At 65.6% G+C, this 19,862-nt stretch carries 20 protein-coding genes; 11 read left to right on the top strand and 9 right to left on the bottom strand.

The window, feature by feature from the left end; translation table 11 throughout:
- Window positions 1–145: 145 nt before the first annotated feature.
- Window positions 146–904, bottom strand: a complete 759-nt coding sequence (locus tag KWG56_RS07540; RefSeq protein ID WP_219354312.1) for a tRNA1(Val) (adenine(37)-N6)-methyltransferase — start codon at window positions 902–904, stop codon at window positions 146–148.
- A gap of 165 nt (window positions 905–1,069) precedes the next feature.
- On the opposite strand from KWG56_RS07540, the gene KWG56_RS07535 reads away from it, so the two are divergent.
- From KWG56_RS07535 to KWG56_RS07525, 3 genes are read left to right on the top strand one after another with little or no spacing between them, the layout of a single operon-like run.
- A complete protein-coding gene (locus KWG56_RS07535; RefSeq protein WP_219354311.1) occupies window positions 1,070–2,044 on the top strand; it encodes a polyprenyl synthetase family protein in 975 nt (324 codons plus the stop codon).
- 60 nt (window positions 2,045–2,104) lie between these two features.
- Window positions 2,105–2,725, top strand: coding sequence for a hypothetical protein (locus KWG56_RS07530; RefSeq protein WP_201100306.1), 621 nt, complete (start codon window positions 2,105–2,107; stop codon window positions 2,723–2,725).
- The gene (locus KWG56_RS07525) at window positions 2,718–3,353 is read left to right on the top strand and encodes a squalene/phytoene synthase family protein (RefSeq protein ID WP_219354310.1); all 636 of its coding nucleotides are present in this window, start codon (window positions 2,718–2,720) and stop codon (window positions 3,351–3,353) included. Before KWG56_RS07530 ends, KWG56_RS07525 begins: the two co-directional genes overlap by 8 nt.
- A 2-nt stretch (window positions 3,354–3,355) precedes the next feature.
- On the opposite strand, the gene KWG56_RS07520 is transcribed toward KWG56_RS07525, so the two are convergent.
- Window positions 3,356–3,847, bottom strand: coding sequence for a MarR family winged helix-turn-helix transcriptional regulator (locus KWG56_RS07520; RefSeq protein WP_219354309.1), 492 nt, complete (start codon window positions 3,845–3,847; stop codon window positions 3,356–3,358).
- Window positions 3,848–3,915: 68 nt separating this feature from the next.
- On the opposite strand from KWG56_RS07520, the gene KWG56_RS07515 reads away from it, so the two are divergent.
- Complete coding sequence (locus KWG56_RS07515; protein WP_219354308.1) at window positions 3,916–5,121, top strand: MFS transporter; 1,206 nt, start codon at window positions 3,916–3,918, stop codon at window positions 5,119–5,121.
- 20 nt (window positions 5,122–5,141) lie between these two features.
- Here the strand turns inward: KWG56_RS07515 and trmFO are convergent, their stop codons facing one another.
- Complete coding sequence (trmFO, locus tag KWG56_RS07510; protein WP_219354307.1) at window positions 5,142–6,539, bottom strand: methylenetetrahydrofolate--tRNA-(uracil(54)-C(5))-methyltransferase (FADH(2)-oxidizing) TrmFO; 1,398 nt, start codon at window positions 6,537–6,539, stop codon at window positions 5,142–5,144.
- 71 nt (window positions 6,540–6,610) lie between these two features.
- On the opposite strand from trmFO, the gene KWG56_RS07505 reads away from it, so the two are divergent.
- Genes KWG56_RS07505 through KWG56_RS07490 form a run of 4 tightly spaced genes read left to right on the top strand, consistent with a single transcriptional unit; the run spans window position 6,611 to window position 10,219 of the window.
- Window positions 6,611–7,408: a hypothetical protein gene (locus KWG56_RS07505; protein ID WP_219354306.1), complete on the top strand. Its 798-nt coding sequence runs from the start codon at window positions 6,611–6,613 to the stop codon at window positions 7,406–7,408.
- A gap of 34 nt (window positions 7,409–7,442) precedes the next feature.
- Window positions 7,443–8,315 carry a hypothetical protein gene (locus KWG56_RS07500; RefSeq protein ID WP_219373683.1) on the top strand — a complete coding sequence of 291 codons (873 nt, stop codon included), beginning with the start codon at window positions 7,443–7,445 and terminating at the stop codon, window positions 8,313–8,315.
- A gap of 30 nt (window positions 8,316–8,345) precedes the next feature.
- Window positions 8,346–9,224 (top strand): hypothetical protein, encoded by an 879-nt coding sequence (locus tag KWG56_RS07495; RefSeq protein ID WP_219354304.1) that lies wholly within the window; start codon window positions 8,346–8,348, stop codon window positions 9,222–9,224.
- A gap of 35 nt (window positions 9,225–9,259) precedes the next feature.
- Window positions 9,260–10,219: a CPBP family intramembrane glutamic endopeptidase gene (locus KWG56_RS07490; RefSeq protein ID WP_219354303.1), complete on the top strand. Its 960-nt coding sequence runs from the start codon at window positions 9,260–9,262 to the stop codon at window positions 10,217–10,219.
- Window positions 10,220–10,397: 178 nt separating this feature from the next.
- On the opposite strand, the gene uvrA is transcribed toward KWG56_RS07490, so the two are convergent.
- Window positions 10,398–13,340, bottom strand: a complete 2,943-nt coding sequence (uvrA, locus tag KWG56_RS07485; RefSeq protein ID WP_219354302.1) for an excinuclease ABC subunit UvrA — start codon at window positions 13,338–13,340, stop codon at window positions 10,398–10,400.
- Window positions 13,341–13,471: 131 nt separating this feature from the next.
- On the opposite strand from uvrA, the gene KWG56_RS07480 reads away from it, so the two are divergent.
- Together KWG56_RS07480 and KWG56_RS07475 are read left to right on the top strand one after the other, a co-directional pair.
- Window positions 13,472–13,756, top strand: coding sequence for a hypothetical protein (locus tag KWG56_RS07480; RefSeq protein WP_219354301.1), 285 nt, complete (start codon window positions 13,472–13,474; stop codon window positions 13,754–13,756).
- Complete coding sequence (locus tag KWG56_RS07475) at window positions 13,753–14,034, top strand: type II toxin-antitoxin system RelE/ParE family toxin (RefSeq protein ID WP_244999689.1); 282 nt, start codon at window positions 13,753–13,755, stop codon at window positions 14,032–14,034. Before KWG56_RS07480 ends, KWG56_RS07475 begins: the two co-directional genes overlap by 4 nt.
- On the opposite strand, the gene KWG56_RS07470 is transcribed toward KWG56_RS07475, so the two are convergent.
- Window positions 14,035–14,529, bottom strand: coding sequence for a group III truncated hemoglobin (locus KWG56_RS07470; RefSeq protein ID WP_219354300.1), 495 nt, complete (start codon window positions 14,527–14,529; stop codon window positions 14,035–14,037). It lies immediately after the preceding gene.
- Between the two features lie 211 nt (window positions 14,530–14,740).
- Between KWG56_RS07470 and KWG56_RS07465 the strand changes: the two genes are divergently transcribed.
- Window positions 14,741–16,351 carry an ABC-F family ATP-binding cassette domain-containing protein gene (locus KWG56_RS07465; RefSeq protein WP_219354299.1) on the top strand — a complete coding sequence of 537 codons (1,611 nt, stop codon included), beginning with the start codon at window positions 14,741–14,743 and terminating at the stop codon, window positions 16,349–16,351.
- A gap of 1 nt (window position 16,352) precedes the next feature.
- Here KWG56_RS07465 and KWG56_RS07460 read toward each other — a convergent pair whose 3' ends face one another.
- The 4 genes from KWG56_RS07460 to KWG56_RS07445 all read right to left on the bottom strand — a co-directional run bounded on the left by KWG56_RS07460 (window position 16,353) and on the right by KWG56_RS07445 (window position 19,854).
- Window positions 16,353–17,930, bottom strand: coding sequence for an EAL domain-containing protein (locus KWG56_RS07460; protein ID WP_219354298.1), 1,578 nt, complete (start codon window positions 17,928–17,930; stop codon window positions 16,353–16,355).
- Between the two features lie 72 nt (window positions 17,931–18,002).
- Window positions 18,003–18,440 (bottom strand): flagellar basal-body protein FlbY, encoded by a 438-nt coding sequence (locus tag KWG56_RS07455; RefSeq protein WP_219354297.1) that lies wholly within the window; start codon window positions 18,438–18,440, stop codon window positions 18,003–18,005.
- Window positions 18,437–18,736 (bottom strand): rod-binding protein, encoded by a 300-nt coding sequence (locus KWG56_RS07450; protein ID WP_219354296.1) that lies wholly within the window; start codon window positions 18,734–18,736, stop codon window positions 18,437–18,439. Before KWG56_RS07450 ends, KWG56_RS07455 begins: the two co-directional genes overlap by 4 nt.
- 2 nt (window positions 18,737–18,738) lie before the next feature.
- A complete protein-coding gene (locus KWG56_RS07445) occupies window positions 18,739–19,854 on the bottom strand; it encodes a flagellar basal body P-ring protein FlgI (protein WP_219354295.1) in 1,116 nt (371 codons plus the stop codon).
- Window positions 19,855–19,862: the final 8 nt, after the last annotated feature.

Raw genomic sequence — 19,862 nt, 5'->3', positions numbered from 1 at the left:
GCCATTTCCCTCTCCCGGCGGCAGAGGGCTTGAGCGCACGAGAGCGTCGGCGATCATTCTGCGCGAAAGGGTGAGGGTGAGCCGTCCGACCCTCATCCGGCCCTATGGGCCACCTTCTCCCAATGGGAGAAGGATCAGGTGGGGATCACCAATCCAGCGCGGCCTCTCCCCGCAGGATCGCCTCGGCTTCGGGGGTGTGTTTGCCGCCGGTGCGGTCGTGCAACACCAGCGGCGGCAGCAGGCGCAAGGGCGCCCTGCCGGTCTTGATGGCGTGGACCAGTACGCGCTTGGCCGGTTCATCCGCGAAGGGATGAATGGGCCGGATGGCGAAAGACCCCGCCTTTTGACCCAGCAGGGCCAGCAGATCGGCCAGGCGGTCGGCGCGGTGGATGACCACGATGCGCCCGCCCTCGCGGACTGACTTCAGCAGGAAACCGGTCCAGGCGGCCAGACCGTCGTCGGCCATCCAGGCGCCGCGCTTGCCCTCGGCGGGGGCGCGCAACGCCCCTGCGTCATCGAAGAAAGGCGGGTTGGAGACGGCCCAGTCGAAGGGGGGCAGGTCCAACGCACGAAAGCCTGCCGCCACATCGCCCTGGCGAATCATCACGCGGTCCTGAACGCCGTTCAGGGCGGCGTTTTCCGTCGCCAGCGTCGCCATGGACGCGTCACGCTCCAGGCCCGTCAAGAATGTTTCCGTTCGTCGAGCCGCGATCTGCATCAGCACGGCGCCCGCGCCGCATCCGGCCTCGAACAGCCGTTCGCCAGCCGCCACGGGCGCCGCAGCCGCCAGAAGCGCGGCGTCCATGCCTGCACGATAGCCTCGCGCCGGTTGCCGCAGGCGCACTCGTTCGTTCAGCAGGCCATTCTCGACCACCTCAGGACGTGCTGTTTCAGCGGTTTCCAACCCTCAATCTCCTTGACCCCCAAAGGGGCGAACACCATTGTGCGCCGCATCGCGCCGGGGCAAGTCAGCCTGGTTGCAAAATCCTTCGACGCGGTCCGCCGCGCCCCTGTGAAAGAGTTTCTCTTGGACGTTGCCATCGCCGCCGCTACCCGCCCGAAGGGGGACGTGAACGCCCTCGTCCGGCTGGCCGAGGTCGATATGGCCGCTGTCGACGCCCTGATCATTGATCGGATGCAGTCTGACGTGCCGATCATCCCGCTGCTGGCTGAACATCTGGTGTCGGCGGGCGGAAAACGCCTGCGCCCGTTGCTGACGGTCGCCGCCGCCCGCGCGGCCGGGGCGCAAGGAGACATCCTGTCGCCCAAGAAGCTGGCGGCTGCGGTCGAGTTCATCCACACGGCCACCCTGCTGCATGACGACATCGTTGATGCGTCAGAACTGCGTCGCGGCAAGGTTGCGGCCCACCTGATCTGGGGCGCGCCCACCAGCGTGCTGGTCGGCGACTTCCTGTTCGCCCGCGCCTTCGAGCTGATGGTCGAAACGGATTCGATGCAGGCGCTGGGCATTCTGGCCTCGGCGTCGCGGGTGATCTCGGAAGGGGAGGTGCTGCAGTTGACGCGCGCCCACGACCTGAACCTGGATCAGGCCACCTATCTTCAGATCATCGCCGCAAAGACCGCCGAACTGTTCGCCGCCGCCGCCGAGGCCGGCGCCGTCGGCGCGGGTGCGGACGCCGCCGCCGTAAAGGCGTTGCGCGACTACGGCATGGCGCTGGGCATCGCCTTCCAGCTGGCCGACGACGCGCTGGATTACGGCGCGACCGCCGAGGCGCTGGGCAAGAACGCCGGCGACGACTTCAACGAAGGCAAGGCCACCCTGCCGCTGCTGCTGGCGGTGGCCCGCACCAAGGGGCGCGAGGACGCCTTCTGGGACCGCACCGTGACCAAGGGCGAACGCACGCCGGACGACTTCGCCCGCGCGCGCGAACTGGTGGTCGGCTCCGGCGCCATCAATGCGACGCTGGATCTGGCCGGCGACTATGCCGATCAGGCCAAGTCCGCGCTGTCGATCCTGCCCGACAGCGACTGGCGCAGAGCGCTGGAAGACCTGGCCGATTTCGCTGTGTCGCGCGCCGCCTGAACTGCGCCTATAGTCAAGCTGTGATCTCAACGAATACGCCTCGGGGGAGGGGCTGAAGCCATGTCCGGACTGCTCGCCAATTTCCGCAACACCATCCTGCTCAGCGCCGTGCTGGCGGCGGTGATGATCTTCGCCTTCGGCCGTATCGCGCCGGGCGGATTCGACCTGATCTTCTGGCAGGCCGCGCTGCGCTGGGTGCACGTCGTGGCGGGCATTCTGTGGATCGGGCTGCTGTACTATTTCAACTTCGTCCAGATCCGAAAAATGCCGGAAATCCCTGGCGATCTGAAACCCGCCGTGTCGAAATACATCGCGCCCGAGGCCCTGTTCTGGTTCCGCTGGTCTGCGCTGGTGACGGTGTTGGCTGGCCTGGCGGTGATGGGCCTGCGCGGCCATGCCTATGCCGCCGAGGTGCTGAGTTTCGGCTTCGCAGGCGGCCTGCATCAGGGTGACCAGCAGTTTGCGTTGATGGGGCTGGGCGTCTGGCTGGCGATCATCATGTTCCTGAACGTCTGGGGCGTGATCTGGCCGAACCAGAAGCGTGCACTGGGCATCGTCGCCGTCGACGACGACAAGAAGGCCCGCGCCGCTCGCATCGCCATGCTGGGCAGCCGCACCAACCTGCTGCTGTCGCTGCCGATGCTGACGGCCATGGCCATGTACCAGACCCTGTTTGGCTGATCCCGCCGAACAACTGGACGCCCAGGTCCGCGCCGCCGACCTCGACCGCTGGCTTTCCAGTCGGTTGGTTTCGGACGGCCGTGCGCGCGCGGACCTGATCGCCCTCTACGCCTTCGAGGCGGAACTGCTGGCCATACCCACACGCGTCACCCAGCCGCTGCTGGCCGAGATGCGCTACACCTGGTGGGCCGAGCAGATGGACGGCGTCTTCACCGGCGTGCCGCGCAAGGGGCATCCGGTGCTGGAGGCCCTGTCCGACATGGCGACGCGCCACGGACTGGAGCGCGGACCGTTCGACGCCCTGATCGAGGCGCATATCGGTCGCGTCCATGGTGAACCGCATGACCTGGACGCCTTCTACGTCGGTCCGATGCAGACGGCGGTGCATGTGCTGGCCGGACCGGGTCATGCGTCTGCTGTCGCTGACGCCGGGCGGGTCTGGGGGCTTTCGCAGACCGGGCGGGCGGATGAGGCGAGGGCGTTGCGCCCCGCCGCCAATCGCGCCTTGAAATCCCTGCCGCCCGCCGCCTTCCCAGGCTTGGCCCATGCGGCCCTGGCGGGGCAGGACACGCCCGAACCGCTCAAGCGCCTGCGCCTGATCTGGGCCGCTCTGCGCGGGCGCATCTGAACCTAGGCGTTCAACCCGCTGACCAGTCGGGCCAACAGGCCATTGAGCAGCGTCTGCTCCTCTCGTGACAAGGGCGACAGGATTTCCTGCGCCGTTCGTTCATGAATCGACATCATGCCGTCGATCAGATCGAACCCCTTGACCGTCAGCTTGACCAGTGTGGCGCGGCGGTCGCTCGGATGGGGACCTCGCTCGACCAGACCGGCTTTCTCCAGCCGATCGATGCGTGCGGTCATGCCGCCAGACGACATCATGGTCGCCTCGAACAGAGCGGTGGGCGTCAAACCCGTCTGCGGCGCCGCCCGACGCAGGGTCGCCAGAACATCAAACTCGCCAGGCTGAAGCCCGTAGCCGGAGAAGATCGGCGCCTGTCGCTCGCGCACGATCAACTGGGATGCCTCGTTCAGGCGACCCAGCACCTCCATGGGCAGCATGTCCAGGTCGGGGCGTTGGACGGCCCATTCAGCAGCGGCGCGTGAGGCTCTGTCGGTCATTGGTTATCTTGACATCGAGATACTTAATGGCGAGATACTAGCCCAGTTTTTGAGTGGAGTCCTCTGCCATGACAGTACGGTCCAACGGCGAATTGACGCGCGGCGCGCCCATGCTGCTGTTGGCGGCTATCGTGGCTCTGGCGCTGAATCTGCGCCCCGCCATGGCGGCGGTTGGGCCTCTGCTGGATCTGATCGAAACGGCGACGGGGATGGATTCCACCGCCGCCAGCCTGTTGACGACTCTGCCGGTGTTGATGATCGGCGTGGGGGCCTTGTCCATCCGCCCGCTGCGAAGGCGTTTGGGCGAGCGGCGGGGCATACTGCTGGGCGCATTGCTGATCGGCGTCGCCTGTCTGGTGCGGGTTGTGTTCCAGGAAACGGCCAGCCTGATCGCCAGCGCGGTGGTCGTCGGCGTCGGCGTCGCTCTGATTCAGGCCCTGGCGCCTGTCGTCATCAAACGGGCCTTTCCGGCGCGTTTCGGCACAGTGATGGCGCTTTACACCACGGGCATCATGGGCGGCGCGGCCATAGCGGCGGCGACTGCGGCGGGTCTGGCCGAGGCTATCGGCTGGGCGGGAGCCTTGGCCTTGTGGAGCGTGCCGGCCTTTGTTGCGGCGGTCGTGTGGCTGTGCGCGGCGCGTGATCCGGCGGCGGAAGAACCCAACCGACTGGCGGTCGTCGAAGCGACGCACCCGGAAATCCCCTTCTGGAGACAGGGACGGGCGTGGAGCCTGATCCTGGTTCTGGGGCTGGGGACGTCAGCCTATACGTTGGTTCTGGCCTGGTTGCCGCCCTTCTACGTCGACCTCGGGCAGCCGCGCGCGACGGCGGGCTATCTACTCAGCGCCATGACGGGTGCAGAGGTGGCGGCGGGGCTGCTGGTGTCGGTTTTGATCGGGCGTTTCCCGGATCGTCGCGGACCGATCCTGACCGCCCTGGTTCTGGCGCTGGTCGGTCTGGCGGGGCTGGTCGTCGCGCCCGTCAGCCTGGCGGTTCCGGTCGTGCTGGTCATGGGCCTGGGGATCGGCGCCATCTTCCCCCTGACGCTGATCCTGTCGATGGACCAGATTGATGATCCGGCGCGTTCAGGCGATCTGCTCGCCTTCGTTCAGGGCGGCGGTTACATCATCGCCAGCCTGTCACCCCTGGCCGCCGGTCTGCTGCGAGATCATGTCGCCGATCTGACCCAGGCGTGGGTCGCCATGGGCGTCGGGATTCTGATCCTGGCCGTGGTCACCCTAGGCTTCCGGCCGGGTCTTCCCAAACTGCATTGAGACGACCCGGCCGATGGGGTTCAGCCCGCGTCGCGCCAGGCCTTCAGGCTGTCGAGTGCGCGGATGCTCATCAGGCGTTTCTTGGCGCGGCCGCGTTCCTTGAGGGGGATCTTCTTGCCCTCTTCATCGACCTTGGGCGCTTCCAGCGGGGGCAGCAGGCCGTAGTTGATGTTCATCGGCTGGAACTTCGAGCCGGCCAGATGGCCGCCGGTGATATGTTCGACCAGGGCGCCCATCGCCGTTTCGGGCGGCGGGGCCGACAGGTCGCGACCCAGGGCCTGAGCCGCCGCCAGACGCCCGGTCAACAGGCCCATGGCGGCGCTTTCGACATAACCCTCGACGCCGGTGACCTGACCGGCGAAGCGCAGGCGGGGGATGGCCTTCAACCGCAGTTGCTTGTCCAGAAGTTCCGGGCTGTTCAGATAGGTGTTACGGTGCAGGCCGCCCAGACGAGCGAACTGGGCGTTCTGCAGCCCGGGGATCATGCGGAAGGTCTCGGCCTGCACGCCGTGCTTCAGCTTGGTCTGGAAGCCGACCATGTTGAACAGGGTGCCCAGCGCATTGTCCTGACGCAGTTGGACGATGGCGTAGGACTTGACCAACGGATCGCGCGGATTGGTCAGGCCGACGGGCTTCATCGGGCCGTGGCGCAGGGTTTCGCGACCGCGCTCGGCCATGACCTCGATGGGCAGGCAGCCGTCGAAATAGGGGACGTTCTCCCACTCCTTGAACTCGGCCTTGGGCCCGTTCAGCAGGGCGTCGATGAAGGCCTCGTACTGCTCCTTGTTCATGGGGCAGTTGACGTAGGCGGCGGCGTCGCCTCCCGGACCTTCCTTGTCATAGCGCGACTGGCGCCAGGCGATGTCGAAGTCGATGCTGTCGGCGTGGATGATCGGCGCGATTGCGTCGAAGAAGGACAGGCTTTCCTGATCGGTCGCCTTCAGCACGGCCTCGGCCAGCGCCGGGGAGGTCAGCGGGCCGGTGGCGACGATGACATTGTCCCATTCTTCGGGCGGCAGGCCCGCGATCTCCTCGCGCACGATGGTCACCAGCGGGTGGGCTTCCAGCTTGGCGGTGACAGCCTGGGAGAAGGCGTCGCGGTCAACGGCCAGGGCGCCGCCTGCGGGCACCTGATTGATGTCGCCGCAGGCCATGATCACCGAATCCAACGCGCGCATTTCCGCGTGCAGCAGGCCGACCGCATTGAACTGCCAGTCATCCGACCGGAACGAGTTGGAGCAGACCAGTTCGGCCAGCCCGTCCGTCTGGTGGGCGTCGGTCTTGATGCCCGGAACGCCGCGCATTTCGTGCAGAATGACGGGCACGCCGGCCTGGGCGATCTGCCAGGCGGCTTCGGATCCGGCGAGGCCGCCACCGATGACGTGGACGGGTGAAGGAGAGGTGGTGGAAGCAGTCATGGCGGCCTAATAGCCGTCGTCTGGCCGCGCGTCACGATCCCCTGCTATATCGCGCGTTCAGAGGGGGCGGCATGACGCGCAAAAACAGACAGTTGCGACTGGGCGATGCTTTGTCAGCGACGGTTCCGGGGATGATCCGGGGCTGGAGGACTGCGTGGGGCGCGGTGGTCGTTGGGGCTGTCGTCTGGGGCGTGCGGCCGTTCGTCGCCGATGGCTTGGTCTGGGCATGGACTCTGGCCGCCGTGGCGGCGACGTTGATGCTGACGGGCGCTTTGACGCGGGTTTCAATTTCAGCGGATCAGGCGGACGCCAGACGCCTGGGACTGGGTCCGGTCGGTCTGCAGTTCAGGATGCCGGAGTTGAGGCTGGCGGGGGCGGCGGCCCTGTGCGCCGTCTTCATGGCCATGATCGTGTCCGTGGTGGCCCTGGTGCTGCTGGCGGTGTTCGGCATGGCGGGACTGGACGCCAGCGCCATTCAGGCGCGTGAATGGGCGGCGGTCGGACCGGCATGGAAGTTGGTCTTGCTGGCCGTGCTGACGGTTGGAGTCCTGTTCGCCGTGGCGGCCCTGATCGTGCGGCTGTCGCTGTTCGCAGCGGCGACCGTGGGGCGCGGACATATGGTGTCGCTGAACAGCATGGCCCTTACGCGCGATGTCTTCTGGCCCCTGTTCGCGGGATTGATCCTCGTCGCCGTCCCGAAGTTTCTGCTGATCGGCCTGTGGTCGATGGGCCTGCTGACGGGCGCCGTCGGGTGGGTGGTCTGGGCTGTCATATTGAATGTGGTTCAGGGCCCGCTGGCGCTTGCCTACCTGGGGGCGGTCTATCGCCAGGTCGAATCCCACACGCCGCAAGGAGGCGCACGTGACTGAGAGCTTTTCCATCAGCGAGGCCATGGCCACGCCGTTGCGCGTGATCCGCCGTCATCCGGCGGCCGTTTTCGTCTGGGGGTTTGTGGTCGCTGTGTTCACCGTGTTGGCGGCGCTGATGATCTTCGGGACATTGGCGAATATTCCGCTGGGTGACGGTGCGGAGCCTCCGCCTGAATTCCTGGGTCAGATCATGGCGATGCAGGGCATTTCCATGCTGATGAATATCGCTCAGCTTGTGCTGACCGTGGCGGTCTGGGCGGCGACCATGCGGGCGACGCTGCGAATTGGGCGACCTGACAAATGGTTCTTCCTACGCGTCGGCATGGATGAGTTGCGTGTCGGTGTGGTGGGGATCGCCCTGTTCATTGGAGCCTATCTCGCCGTGCTGATCATGGTGGTGATCGGTGCGCTGGTCACCGCCATCGTGTGGCATGTTAGTCAGGCGGTGGCGCTTGTCCTCGGCATCGTGCTGTTTCTGGCGCTGGTCGCCTTCGTCGCCGTGGCGACGGCGCGACTGTCGCTGATTGCTCCTGCAACAATGATCCTGGGGCGTTTGGCCTTCGTGGAAGGCTGGAACCTGGGCAAGAAGCGAGCCCTGCCGCTGCTGGGTCTGCTGGTCTGCACCTGGCTGGTCTATCTTGTGGTCTATTTTATCATCGCCTTTGTGGTGATCATCATCCTGTTCGCCACCGGAGCCTTCGCCCATATGGCCGCAATCGGAGACGCGGTGACATTCGGCGACTTGTTCCCTTCGGCGCCCGTGATGTGGAGTGTCGCCTTGCTGACCGTGGGGCCGGGCGCCTTCCTCTATGGTTCGGTGATGACGCTGTTGTCGGCGCCCTTTGTGTCCGCGGCCCGACAATTGCTGGATGGCGCGCCAGAGGACGCCGTCCCCGCATTGGTCTAAGATCATTTCGAATCTGAGCTGGAGTGCGACATGAGTTTTTCCGCTACTGAAGCGGCCTTCGAAGGCTTTCGCGTCGTTCGTCGCCACCCCGCCGCCGCGCTGTTCTGGGGTGTGGCCTATCTGGCGATGTTCCTGGCGATGTTCGGCCTTGGGGCCGGACACTGGGCGACCTTCATGGCGTCGGCCGAGAGCCTGCAGAGCGGCTCCGGGTCGCCTCAGGCGCAACTGGAAGCCATAGGCGAGGCCTATGCGGCCATGTTCGGCGGGATCGCGTGGATCATTCCGGTGGGTTTGATCCTGAGCGCCGTTCTCAGCGCCGCTGTAGCGCGCTCCGTGCTGCGGCCTGACCAGACCCGCTGGGGCTATCTGCGTCTGGGCATGGATGAGGTTCGCGTGCTGATCGTCACCCTGATCGTCAGCCTTGGCCTTGGTTTGGCCAGCGGCGTCGCTCTGACCCTGGTCACCGCCCTGGCCGCGTCGGGACAGCCGATCCTGGCCCTGGCGGGGCTGCTGGCCGGACTGGCTGCAATCGGCGGCGTGATCTGGCTGGCCGTGCGCCTCAGCCTTGCTGTGCCGATCACGGTGGACACGGGCAAGATCGCCGTCATGGAATCCTTCAAGGCGACCAAGGGACGCTTCTGGCCCCTGCTGGGCATGGCGATCCTGGCCTTCGTAATGAGCATGGTCGTCAGCATTCTGGGCGGCATCATCAGTGCGGCTGTCAATCTGGCGGGCGGCGGCATCGAAGGCCTGGCCCGGTTCAGCGGTCAGTCATCGGTGGAGATTCTGGCCCAGGCCTGGCTGCCCATCCTGCTCTGGTCCGTGGTCAACGCCTTCTTGTCGGCATTGCAGATCGCTGTGGTCTATGCACCCTTCTCGGCGGCGTGGCTGGGCATTCGCGGCCGCTGAGTCCAAGAAACAGTCTTCTCGGGGAAGAACAGGCCATGGCGGGTATTGAACTCTACGCACCGCGTGAGCCGCGTCATCGCCGAACGTGGACGGCTGTGGCGCTGATCCTGGCGGTGGTGTTCATCATCCTGGGGCAGACCTTGTCCATGATCCCGGCGATCCTGCTGGGCTGGGTGGACATGCAGGGCCAGAGCCAGGGTTGGGGCGCCATGGCCTATACCTTGGCCGGGTTCGCGGTCATCGCCCTGATCACCATCGGCTGGGTGATCCTGTTTGAGCGGCGCAGCATCCGCGCCATCGGCTTCAATGATCAGGGGCTGAAGCGTTTCCTGCGCGGATACGGCATCGGCCTGGCCTTCCTGCTGACCGTTGTCGGCCTCATCGCGGCACTGGGCGGCTATCGCATAGAAGCGGGCGGGGCCTTCACCACGCCAAACGTGCTGGGCGCGCTGTTTCCCATTGTCGTGCTGCTGATCGGCTTCATCATTCAGGGCTCGACGGAAGAGATCGTCACGCGCGGCTGGCTGATGCAGGTCATCGCGTCACGCCACGGTCTGGGTTGGGGCATCGGGTTGAGTTCGGCCCTGTTCGGGTTGCTGCATGCAGGCAATATCAAGCCGTCCCCGGAACTGGTGGTCGGCGTGGCCAATGTGGTGTTGTTCGGGGTGATGATCGGCTTCTACGCCGCGCGCGAGGGATCGCTGTGGGGCGTGTGCGGCTGGCACGCGGCCTGGAACTGGCTGCTGGGCCTGGGCTTTGGGCTAGAGGTGTCGGGGCAGGTGATCCAGACGCCGCCGCTGATCATCGATCTTGCCGACCGCACAGGCGCGCCCTGGTGGCTGACCGGCGCCGCCTTTGGGCCGGAAGGCAGCGTGGTCACGACGGCTGTGCTGCTGCTCGCCTGTGTCGTCTTGGCGTTGCGCTGGCGCAGCAAAGATTACGGCGTTGTGGGTGAGGCGCCCGTGGTGGTCGCTGAAGAGAAGGCGCCGGTTTAGGTTAAGACTCGAACCGTCATTCCGGGGCGTCCGAAGGACGAACCCGGAAGCCAGGAAATGGACATCCAGCGACGAACGCCCTCAGGGACGAGATTATCTCTCTGGGTTCCGGGTTCTTCGCTCCGATCAGCCCCGGAATGACGAATTAAGAGCGCGGTGTACTGAAAGTCGATTGGGCCTAAGCCGACGCCTTCGCCTTCTTGCGGGCGGGTTTGGCGTCCGAAACACCCAGAGCCGCGACGCGGGCCTCGCGGCGCGCCTCGTGCCGATCCAGCACCTCTTTGAGGTATTTGCCGGTCCAACTGGCCTTGTTGTCCGCCACCTGTTCGGGCGTGCCGACCGCCACGATCTCGCCGCCGCCGTCGCCGCCTTCGGGGCCGAAGTCCAGCAGGTAGTCAGCGACCTTGATGACATCGAGATTGTGCTCGATCACCACAATGGTGTTGCCCGCCTCGACCAGTTCCTGCAGCACCTCCAGCAGCTTGCGGGTATCCTCGAAATGCAGGCCGGTGGTCGGCTCGTCGAGGATGTACAGGGTGCGGCCCGTGGCGCGTTTCGACAGTTCCTTGGACAGTTTGACCCGCTGGGCCTCGCCGCCTGACAGGGTTGTGGCGGGCTGGCCGACCTTGACGTAGCCCAGGCCCACGCGCTCCAGCGTCAGCATCTTGTCGCGGATCGGCGGCACGGCCTTGAAGAAGGTCGCGGCCTCTTCGACTGTCATGTCCAGCACGTCCGAGATGGACTTGCCCTTGAACACGATCTCGAGCGTCTCGCGGTTGTAGCGTTTGCCCTTGCAGACGTCGCAGGTGACATAGACGTCAGGCAGGAAGTGCATCTCGATCTTGATGACGCCGTCGCCCTGACAGGCCTCGCAGCGGCCGCCCTTGACGTTGAAGCTGAACCGGCCCGGCCCATAGCCGCGCGCCTTGGACTCCGGCAGACCCGCATACCAGTCGCGAATGGGGCCAAAGGCGCCGGTGTAGGTGGCGGGGTTGGAACGCGGCGTACGGCCGATGGGCGACTGGTCGATGTCGATGACCTTGTCGAACTGCTCCAGCCCCTCGATCCGGTCGAAGGGGGCGGGGGCCTCGGACGCATTGTTCAGCCGGCGCGCGGCGGCCTTGTACAGGGTCTCGATGGTGAAGGTGGACTTGCCCCCGCCCGACACGCCGGTGATGCAGGTGAAGACGCCGACCGGGATTTCGCCGGTGACATTCTTCAGATTGTTGCCGGTCGCGCCGCTGATCTTCAGCATCCGCTTGCGGTCGATGGGGCGGCGCCCGTCAGCCGGGATTTCGATTTCCCGTTCGCCGGTCAGATATTTGCCGGTCAGGGAGTTGGGATTGGCCATGACCTGTTCGGGCGTGCCCTCGGCGCAGACCTGTCCGCCGTGAACGCCAGCGGCCGGCCCCATGTCGATCACATAGTCGGCGGTCAGGATGGCTTCTTCGTCGTGTTCGACCACCAGGACGGAGTTGCCCAGGTCGCGCAGGCCCTTCAGGCTTTCCAGCAGGCGGGTGTTGTCGCGCTGGTGCAGGCCTATGGACGGTTCGTCCAGCACGTAGAGCACGCCGGTCAGGCCCGAGCCGATCTGTGACGCCAGACGAATGCGCTGGCTCTCGCCGCCCGACAGGGTGCCGGAGGAGCGGGACATGTTCAGGTAGTCCAGGCCGACATTGTTCAGGAACCGCAGCCGGTCGCAGATCTCCTTCAGGATGCGGCGGGCGATTTCGGCCTGTTTCTCCGTCAGACTTTCTTCGATGGTCGAGAACCACAGATAGGCCTTGGAGATCGACAGCATGGAGATGTCCGCGATGTCCTCGCCGCCGACCTTGACCGCCAGGGCCTCGGGCTTCAGGCGTTTGCCGTGGCAGGCGTCGCACGGGGTTTCGGACTGATAGCGACCCAGTTCTTCACGCACCCAGGCGCTGTCCGTCTCGCGCCAGCGGCGTTCAAGGTTCGGCAGGACGCCTTCGAACGGCTTGGACACCTCGTATTTGCGAGCGTTGTCGTCGTAGGTGAATTTGATTTTCTCGGCGCCGGTTCCGTACAGGATCGCCTTATGCGCCTGGGCCGGAAGGTCGCGCCACGCCACATCCATCGAGAAGCCGTAGTGCTGGCTCAGAGACTGCAGCGTCTGGGTATAGAGGGGCGAGGGGCCGCGCGCCCACGGTGAGACGGCACCCTTGTGCAGGGTCTTGTCACGATCCGGGATCACCAGATCGGCGTCAAAGGCCAGTTTGACGCCCAGGCCGTCGCACACCGGACAGGCGCCGAACGGATTGTTGAACGAGAACAGGCGGGGCTCGATCTCGGAGATCGTGAAGCCGGACACCGGACAGGCGAACCGTTCAGAAAACAGGATGGTCCGGGGCGCGGTTTCCCCCTCGTTCGTCGAGGCCCATTCGGCGTTGGCGACGCCGTCGGCCAGGCTCAGCGCCGTCTGCAGACTGTCGGCGTAGCGGCCTTCCTGATCGGGCTTGGTGACGATCCGATCCACGACGATATCGATGTCGTGCTTGAACTTCTTGTCCAGCGTCGGGGCTTCGTCGATGGGGTAGAACTGGCCGTCGATCTTCAGGCGCTGGAAGCCCTGCCGCTGCCACTCGGCGATCTCTTTCTTGTACTCCCCCTTGCGGCCCCGGACGACGGGAGCCAGCAGCAGGATGCGCTCTCCGTCAGGCAGGGCGGTCAGCTTGTCGACCATCTGGCTGATGGTCTGGCTTTCGATCGGCAGGCCCGTCGCGGGCGAATAGGGGACACCCACACGCGCCCACAGCAGACGCATGTAGTCGTGAATCTCGGTCACCGTGCCGACGGTCGATCGCGGGTTCTTGGACGTCGTCTTCTGTTCGATGGAGATGGCCGGGGACAAGCCCTCGATCAGGTCCACGTCGGGCTTGCCCATCAGCTCCAGGAACTGACGCGCATAGGCCGACAGGCTCTCGACATAGCGACGCTGCCCCTCGGCGTAGATGGTGTCGAACGCCAGTGAGGATTTGCCCGAGCCCGAAAGCCCGGTCATCACCACCAGCTGCTCGCGCGGAATATCCAGGTCCACGCCCTTGAGATTATGCTCACGGGCGCCGCGAACGCGGATGAAGTTGTGCTTTTCAGTCATGGAGTCCGAGAACGCGGGGGAGGGTCGGACGGGGCCGACGCGACAACGCTATATGGGGATCAATTTGCGTGATTCAGCAAGAACAATGTGGGAACATTGCGGCGCTGAACATGTGAGGTTATGTTCGGCCCATGGCCGATGGTTTTGACATTCACCTCAACGAGGAACAGGCGCAACGGCTGAAGCTCGTGGCTGAAGCTGCGGGGGTCGATCCGGCGGCTTATGCGGTGCAGGTGTTGGAAGAGGCCATCGAAGCCGGCGGCTCCATCGGCCTGCAAGAGTATCCGGCGCACTGGGTTCAGGAAGACGAGGAACGCTGGGTCGAATACGAGCGCACCGGCGAGACCGTGCCGCTTGAGGACGCCTTGCGCGATTTTCATGCCCACCTCGCCAAGCGGTTGGCCGAAAAGGCGTGAGGTTCCGCGTCCTGCTGCTGCCGTCGGCGCGGAACGATCTGATCCGTGTTTCGAACTTTTTGGCGGATGTGGCGCCGAATACGGCTTTGCGCGCGGCGGACGTGCTCGACCAGGCGCTGCAGTCGCTGGGACACTTTCCCGAACGCACGCCGACGAACCGTCGTGGCGGACGCGATTTCATCGTTCCGTTCGGACAGGCGGGCTATGTCATTCGATATCGGATCGAGCGGTCGACTGTCATCGTAAGCCGCATCTTCCACACGCGCGAGGATCACTGACTATTCCGGCGTCCAGCCTTCGAAGGGCCGGACATAGCGTTCGCCCTTGGCCAGCAGGACCTTGTTGGCGTTGGCGACGCCAAGCTCCAGGCTTTCGGCGATGCGGCGGGCGCGTTCGATGAAGTGTTTGGCGGCGACAGGCGGGCACAGTTCGTTGGCGGTGACGACGAAGATCTCCAGCCAGCGGTCGAAATGGCGGGCGTCGATGGGCAGGGGCAGGTGTTTGGGCATGGGCCGCCCCTGATAGACGCCGGTGGACAGGGCGACGGACGACCAGAACAGCTTCATCTGGGCCAGATGCGGCGCCCAGTCGGCGATGCGGGCGGCGAAGATCGGTCCGATCAGGCCGTCTTCTCGGACGCGGGCGTAGAAACCCTCGACCAGGGCGTCGATCATCGCCTCGTCAATGCCGGTTTCGTCACGCAGTTGCTGCACGGCGGCTTCGCGACGGGCGGCGGCGCCCGCGGCGTCTTCGATGCGAAAGGGAACTTGCATGGCCGCCGTTTATCGCGCGGCGCCTGCGGGGTCGAGGGACCACGCTGTTAACCAGTCTTCACGCGGGCGTGTTCGCAGCCGGGGTTGCGCATCGCAGCATTCGCACCCATCCTCTCTGTTCTGACGGCTTTTTGAGTAAGAGGCACGACAATCATGATCAGCATCCTGGGAACCGGTTTCGCCCTTTCCGCCCTGCTGCTCGCGATTCTCCATGCCAATAAGCCAAAGCCAAAGCCCGTCCCCATCCGCGTTCGCGACACTCGACAAGGTCGCCGCTAGGACGCCCGACGGCTCCATACTTTTCGACAATCTGAGCCTGACGTTCGGGCCTGAGCGCACCGGCGTCGTCGGTCGCAATGGCGCGGGCAAGAGCACTTTATTGCGCCTGCTGTCCGGCGACCTGGCGCCCGCTGAAGGCGCAGTTGCGCGTGTCGGGAGCATCGGCGTCCTGACCCAGAGGCATGATCCGGCGCCGGGAGAGACGACTGCCGCTCTGCTCGGCGTGGCGGATGATCTGGCGGTTATCGACCGCATCCTGGCGGGCGAAGGCGGCGAAGACGATCTGGTCGTCGCGGACTGGACGCTGGAGGCGCGCATTGGCGATGTGCTGGATCAGGTCGGGCTGGCGGGTTTGTCGCTGGAACGGCAGGCGGACGGGCTCAGCGGCGGCGAACAGACGCGCTTGAGACTGGCGGGGCTGTTGCTGAGCCAACCTGATCTGTTGCTGCTAGATGAGCCGACCAACCATCTGGACGCCGACGCCCGTCGTCTGGTCGCGCAGGTGCTGGAGCGGTGGCAGAGCGGGGTGGTGGTGGTCAGCCATGACCGCGAACTGCTGCGCCGCATGGACCGGATCATCGAAATCTCAAGCCTGGGCGTCGAGGTCTTCGGCGGCGGTTACGACCTCTATGCCGAACGCAAGGCCGAGGCGCGGCAGGCGGCGGAACGGGAACTGGCCGACGCGGAAAAGGGAGCGGCGCGATCCGCCAGCGACGCCCAACGCCGCGCCGAGGCCAAGGCGCGACGCGACGCCGCCGGACGGCGCAAGGCGGGCAAGGGGGACATGCCGAAAATCCTGTTGGGCGCGCGGGCCGAGCGGGCCGAGAACACCGGCGGTCGCGACCGGCTGTTGGCCTCGCGTCAGGCTGAACAGGCTCAGACGACGCTGGAAGCGGCGCAGGCGCGCATCGAGCGTGTGCGGGCGCTGTCGATCCCCATGCCGCCGACTGGTCTGTCCGCAGGGCGCACAGTGTTGGACGCGCGTGATCTTGAGTGGTCGACGCCCCAGGGCCGACGGATCATCGGGCCGATCAGTCTCAAGATCGTGGGGCCGGAACGGGTCGCGGTGACCGGCCCGAACGGGGCAGGCAAGTCAACGCTGCTGCATCTGATCGCGGGTGATCTGTCGCCGACCGTTGGGTCGGTTGAGCGGCCAGTGACGGCTGTGCTGCTGGATCAGGAGGCGGCGACCCTGAAACCGGATGAGACCTTGATCGAGGCGTGGCGGCGGCTGAACCCTGAGGGTACGGCCAATGACGCTCATGCGGCGCTGGCGCGGTTCCTGTTCCGCAACACGGCGGCGCATCGCAAGGTCGGCGAACTGTCAGGCGGAGAACGGCTGCGCGCGGCGCTGGCCTGCGTGATGACAGGGCGGACCCCCGCGCAACTGCTGATTTTGGACGAACCGACCAATCACCTCGACCTGGATTCGGTGGCGGCGGTTGAGGCGGCTCTGGCGGCCTATGACGGGGCGTTGATCGTGGTCAGCCACGACCCGGACTTCATCGACGCCATAGGAATAGAACGCGTGGTGGCGCTGTAGGTCAGCCCCAGGCCTCGACGGCGCCGCGACGGCGGGCGGCTGACACGGTGGTCAGGCTGGTGCGGGGTTCGGCTTCGGCGCGGCCGAACAGCCAGCCCTGGCCGTAGGTGACGCCCAGGGCCTTCAACCGGGCGGCGACTGCTTCTGTCTCGATCATTTCGGCGATGGTTTCGAGGTTCAGCGACTGGCAAAGCTGGGTCACGCTGCGCAACATGGTGCGGGCGCGGTTGTCAGTGTCGATGTCGCGCACCAGAGAGCCGTCGATCTTGACCGCATCAACCGACAGATTGCGCAGATAGTCATAGGCGGCGGAGCCTGCGCCGAAGTCGTCGATGCAGACCTTGATGTTCGCGGCGCGCAGGGCGGCGATGCGGCGGTTCGCGGCTTCGATGTCGGCGAGGGCTGCTGTTTCGGTGACCTCTACGATCAGGCGCGATCGCTCTTCTGGCGCGCCCGATGTCATGTGCAGCAACTGTTCGACATAGGCGTCGGAACTGAGCGATGCGCCCGAAACATTGATGGCCATCTTGAGCAGGCCCGCACCGGGCCGCCGCATCCGCTTCAGCACCTTTTCCGCCACGGCCAGATCAAAGGATTCGATCAGATCCAGCTCCTCGGCCATGCGGATGGCGTCGGCGGGGCTGTTGTTCGGGCTGAAACGGGCCAGGGCCTCAAAATGGTGCACGTCCCGCGTCGAGAGATCGACAATCGGCTGGTAATGGATCTGAAAAGCGCGCGCCTTGACCAGGTTACGGAACAACTCCGCGTCACGCAGGGTGCGTTTCAGCGACTCCGAGAAGGCGATCTGCGGATTGGCCAGGCCGCCGTCCTTCAGGCAGTCCTCGATGGCGAAACGCATGGCCCGCAGGACGCAGAGATTGTCGGATTGTTCGGGCACGGGCGCGGCATAGGCCTCGGCGTTCAGGGTCACGCCTTCCGTCTTTCCGGCCTCGATGATCTCGGCGGCCAGGTCGCGTTGGTCGTCCGCTGGGCGCAGCAACGCGAACCGTTCGGCGGTGATCTTGGCGGCGGACGAACCCTGAGCCGCCGCCGACTGGAGTGTCGCCTGAATACGCTGGTGCACGCGGTCCGCTGCATCGCCAGACAGGCCCGCGACGCCCTGAACATCGAGGAAGGCCAGCGACAGTCCGGGCGTTTCGGCGACGATGCGCCCTGCGTCAGCCAGGAAGGTCTGCACATCCAACAGCGCAGCCGGCTGCAGATCCGCTATCGAGAAGGCGGGACCATCATAGGCGATGGCGCAGGAGATTGCCGGGGCCAGTTCGGGCAGGACAAAAGCCCGCAGAAAGGCGCGACGAACCTGACCGGGCCCTGCGGCGATCAGAATGTCCATCTGCGCCGAGCGTGCGCCGGGTCTGGTGTGGCGGATCGCCGCCATGGCCGACGAACCATCATGCAGCACGTCGGCGAAAGGCCTGTTTTTCCACGCCACGCCTGCGTCATGGCCGAGTTGGGCGGCTGCGCCTATCGCAAAGACCACATCGCCCCGTGGGGTCAGCTCAACAAGAGCATCGGCGGACGCAAAGGCGAGACCAAGAAGACGTGTAGTCAGCGACATGCTGCAACCCTTGCATGCGTCCGCTTAAGGAAACGGCAACAAGGCGGGCGTGCTGCGTCTTCTGATTGATCGTCAGGCCATGCGGTTCAGGGCGACAGCGCGCCCGTCGCCCTGAGCAGCGCGTCCGTCGGCGGAATAGGCAGAGGCAGGCGTGCGCGCGGCGGTGACTTCATGGGCGATGGCGCGGACCAGACCCTCGGAAATGGTGCGGGCGGCCTCGACGGCCTGAGCATGGTTGGCCAGCACGGTGTTGAAGGTCTCGGTCGCCTCCAGCAACGCCTTGCGGTCTTCCAGCGGAGCGTCTTTCAGCAAGGAAGGATTGGCCTTCACATGACCGGAATCGCGGCGATAGACATTGGCCATGTCCTGCGTCTCGGTCAAACCGGCGACGATGTCCTGTGGTCGGCTGTCCTCAAAGGCGCGCGTCTCGACCATGAGGCGTTCGGTCAGGCGTTGGGTCAGGTCCAGCAGTTGGCGGACGCGGGCGCGGGCCAGTTCGGGTTCGCTCATTGTCCCTGCTCCTGCATTTTCAGCATTTCGCTCATGACCGTGTCGGCCAGGCCGATGCCACCGGCGGCGACGGTCTTCTTGGCCATTTCATCGACCAGGAAGCTGCGCCACATTTCTTCGGCCTGACCGCCGCCGAACAGGCCGTCGGTCTTGAGGCCCTGGAACATGGGCTTGATCATCTGGGACAGGAAGGAGGCTTCGAAGTCCTGTGCGGTCTTCTTGATCCGGTCGGAGGCAGCGGCGCCGAGGCTGGGCGCCGGGCGCAGCAGGTCGGCGGAGACGGACAGTTCGCTCATGCTCACATCACCTGAATGTCGGCTTGCAGGGCGCCTGCGGCCTTGATGGCCTGCAGGATGCTGATCATGTCGCGCGGACTGACGCCAAGGGTGTTCAGGCCGTGGACCAGGGTGGACAGGTTGCCGCCGCCGTCGATGAGCCGCATCTCCGTGCCCAGATCCTCTTCGATCCGAACCTGGGTGCTGGGGACCACGGCGGTCTGACCACGGCTGAACGGCGCGGGCTGGCTGACGAGCGGCTGTTCATCGACAGAGATGGTCAGGTTGCCCTGGGCGATGGCGACGCGGGAGATGCGTACGGCGTCGCCCATGACGATGACGCCGTTCACTTCGTCGATGATGACCTTGGCGGGGGTGTCGACGGTGATCGGCAGGTTCTCGATACGGCTGATGAAGCCCGCCATCCCCAGCTGGCCGGGCGAACGCAGGGCTACGACCGTGCCGCTTTCCGCCAGGGCCGAGCCGGGGAAGGAGGCGTTGATGACGCCCGCCACCCGCTGGGCGGTGGTGAAGTCGGGGTTGCGCAGGTTCAGGCGAACCTCATTCATGTTCGACAGTTCAAAGCCCGTCTCGCGTTCGACCGTGGCGCCGGAAGCGATGCGCCCGGCGGTGGGAACGCCGCGCGTCACGGACGAGCCCGAGGCGCCGGACGCCGAGACGGACCCGGTCTGGATCGAGCCCTGGGCCACGGCATAGACCTGACCGTCTGCGCCCTGCAGTCCGGTGACCAAGAGGGTGCCGCCCAGCAGGCTCTTGGCGTCGCACATGGACGACACGGACACGTCGATGCGCGAACCGGGGGTGGCGAAGGCGGGCAGGTCGGCGGTCACCATGATGGCCGCCATATTCTTGGAGTTGGCTGTGGCGCCGCGGATGTTGACGCCCAGACGCTCGGTCATGCCTTCCAGCGACTGGCGGGTGAAGGGGCAGTTGCGCAGGCTGTCGCCCGTGCCGTTCAGGCCGACGACCAGGCCGTAGCCGACGAGCTGGTTGGTGCGGACGCCCTCGACTGACGCGATGTCCTTGATGCGCGACTGGGCCAGAACCGGGCTCGCCAATCCGCCCAGCGCAAGAGTTGCGGCGAGGGGGGCGATAAGGCGGGCAAGCAGATTTTGCATCGGTCAGG

The sequence above is a fragment of the Brevundimonas nasdae genome, assembly GCF_019395145.1.
Classification (GTDB): Bacteria; Pseudomonadota; Alphaproteobacteria; order Caulobacterales; family Caulobacteraceae; genus Brevundimonas; species Brevundimonas nasdae.
The sequence above is the reverse complement of the archived record's forward strand: the minus strand, read 5'-3'. Positions and strand labels throughout refer to the sequence as shown.

Bases quoted from the DNA above. Each gene is read 5' to 3' on its own strand.
- KWG56_RS07490 (WP_219354303.1), top strand. From the start codon at position 9,260: ATGGCGGGTATTGAACTCTACGCACCGCGTGAGCCGCGTCATCGCCGA.
- KWG56_RS07515 (WP_219354308.1), top strand. From the start codon at position 3,916: ATGACAGTACGGTCCAACGGCGAATTGACGCGCGGCGCGCCCATGCTG.
- KWG56_RS07480 (WP_219354301.1), top strand. From the start codon at position 13,472: ATGGCCGATGGTTTTGACATTCACCTCAACGAGGAACAGGCGCAACGG.
- KWG56_RS07455 (WP_219354297.1), bottom strand. From the start codon at position 18,440: ATGAGCGAACCCGAACTGGCCCGCGCCCGCGTCCGCCAACTGCTGGAC.
- KWG56_RS07505 (WP_219354306.1), top strand. From the start codon at position 6,611: ATGACGCGCAAAAACAGACAGTTGCGACTGGGCGATGCTTTGTCAGCG.
- KWG56_RS07445 (WP_219354295.1), bottom strand. From the start codon at position 19,854: ATGCAAAATCTGCTTGCCCGCCTTATCGCCCCCCTCGCCGCAACTCTT.
- KWG56_RS07530 (WP_201100306.1), top strand. From the start codon at position 2,105: ATGTCCGGACTGCTCGCCAATTTCCGCAACACCATCCTGCTCAGCGCC.
- KWG56_RS07470 (WP_219354300.1), bottom strand. From the start codon at position 14,529: ATGCAAGTTCCCTTTCGCATCGAAGACGCCGCGGGCGCCGCCGCCCGT.
- KWG56_RS07460 (WP_219354298.1), bottom strand. From the start codon at position 17,930: ATGTCGCTGACTACACGTCTTCTTGGTCTCGCCTTTGCGTCCGCCGAT.
- KWG56_RS07450 (WP_219354296.1), bottom strand. From the start codon at position 18,736: ATGAGCGAACTGTCCGTCTCCGCCGACCTGCTGCGCCCGGCGCCCAGC.
- KWG56_RS07465 (WP_219354299.1), top strand. From the start codon at position 14,741: ATGCCAATAAGCCAAAGCCAAAGCCCGTCCCCATCCGCGTTCGCGACA.
- trmFO (WP_219354307.1), bottom strand. From the start codon at position 6,539: ATGACTGCTTCCACCACCTCTCCTTCACCCGTCCACGTCATCGGTGGC.
- KWG56_RS07495 (WP_219354304.1), top strand. From the start codon at position 8,346: ATGAGTTTTTCCGCTACTGAAGCGGCCTTCGAAGGCTTTCGCGTCGTT.
- uvrA (WP_219354302.1), bottom strand. From the start codon at position 13,340: ATGACTGAAAAGCACAACTTCATCCGCGTTCGCGGCGCCCGTGAGCAT.
- KWG56_RS07520 (WP_219354309.1), bottom strand. From the start codon at position 3,847: ATGACCGACAGAGCCTCACGCGCCGCTGCTGAATGGGCCGTCCAACGC.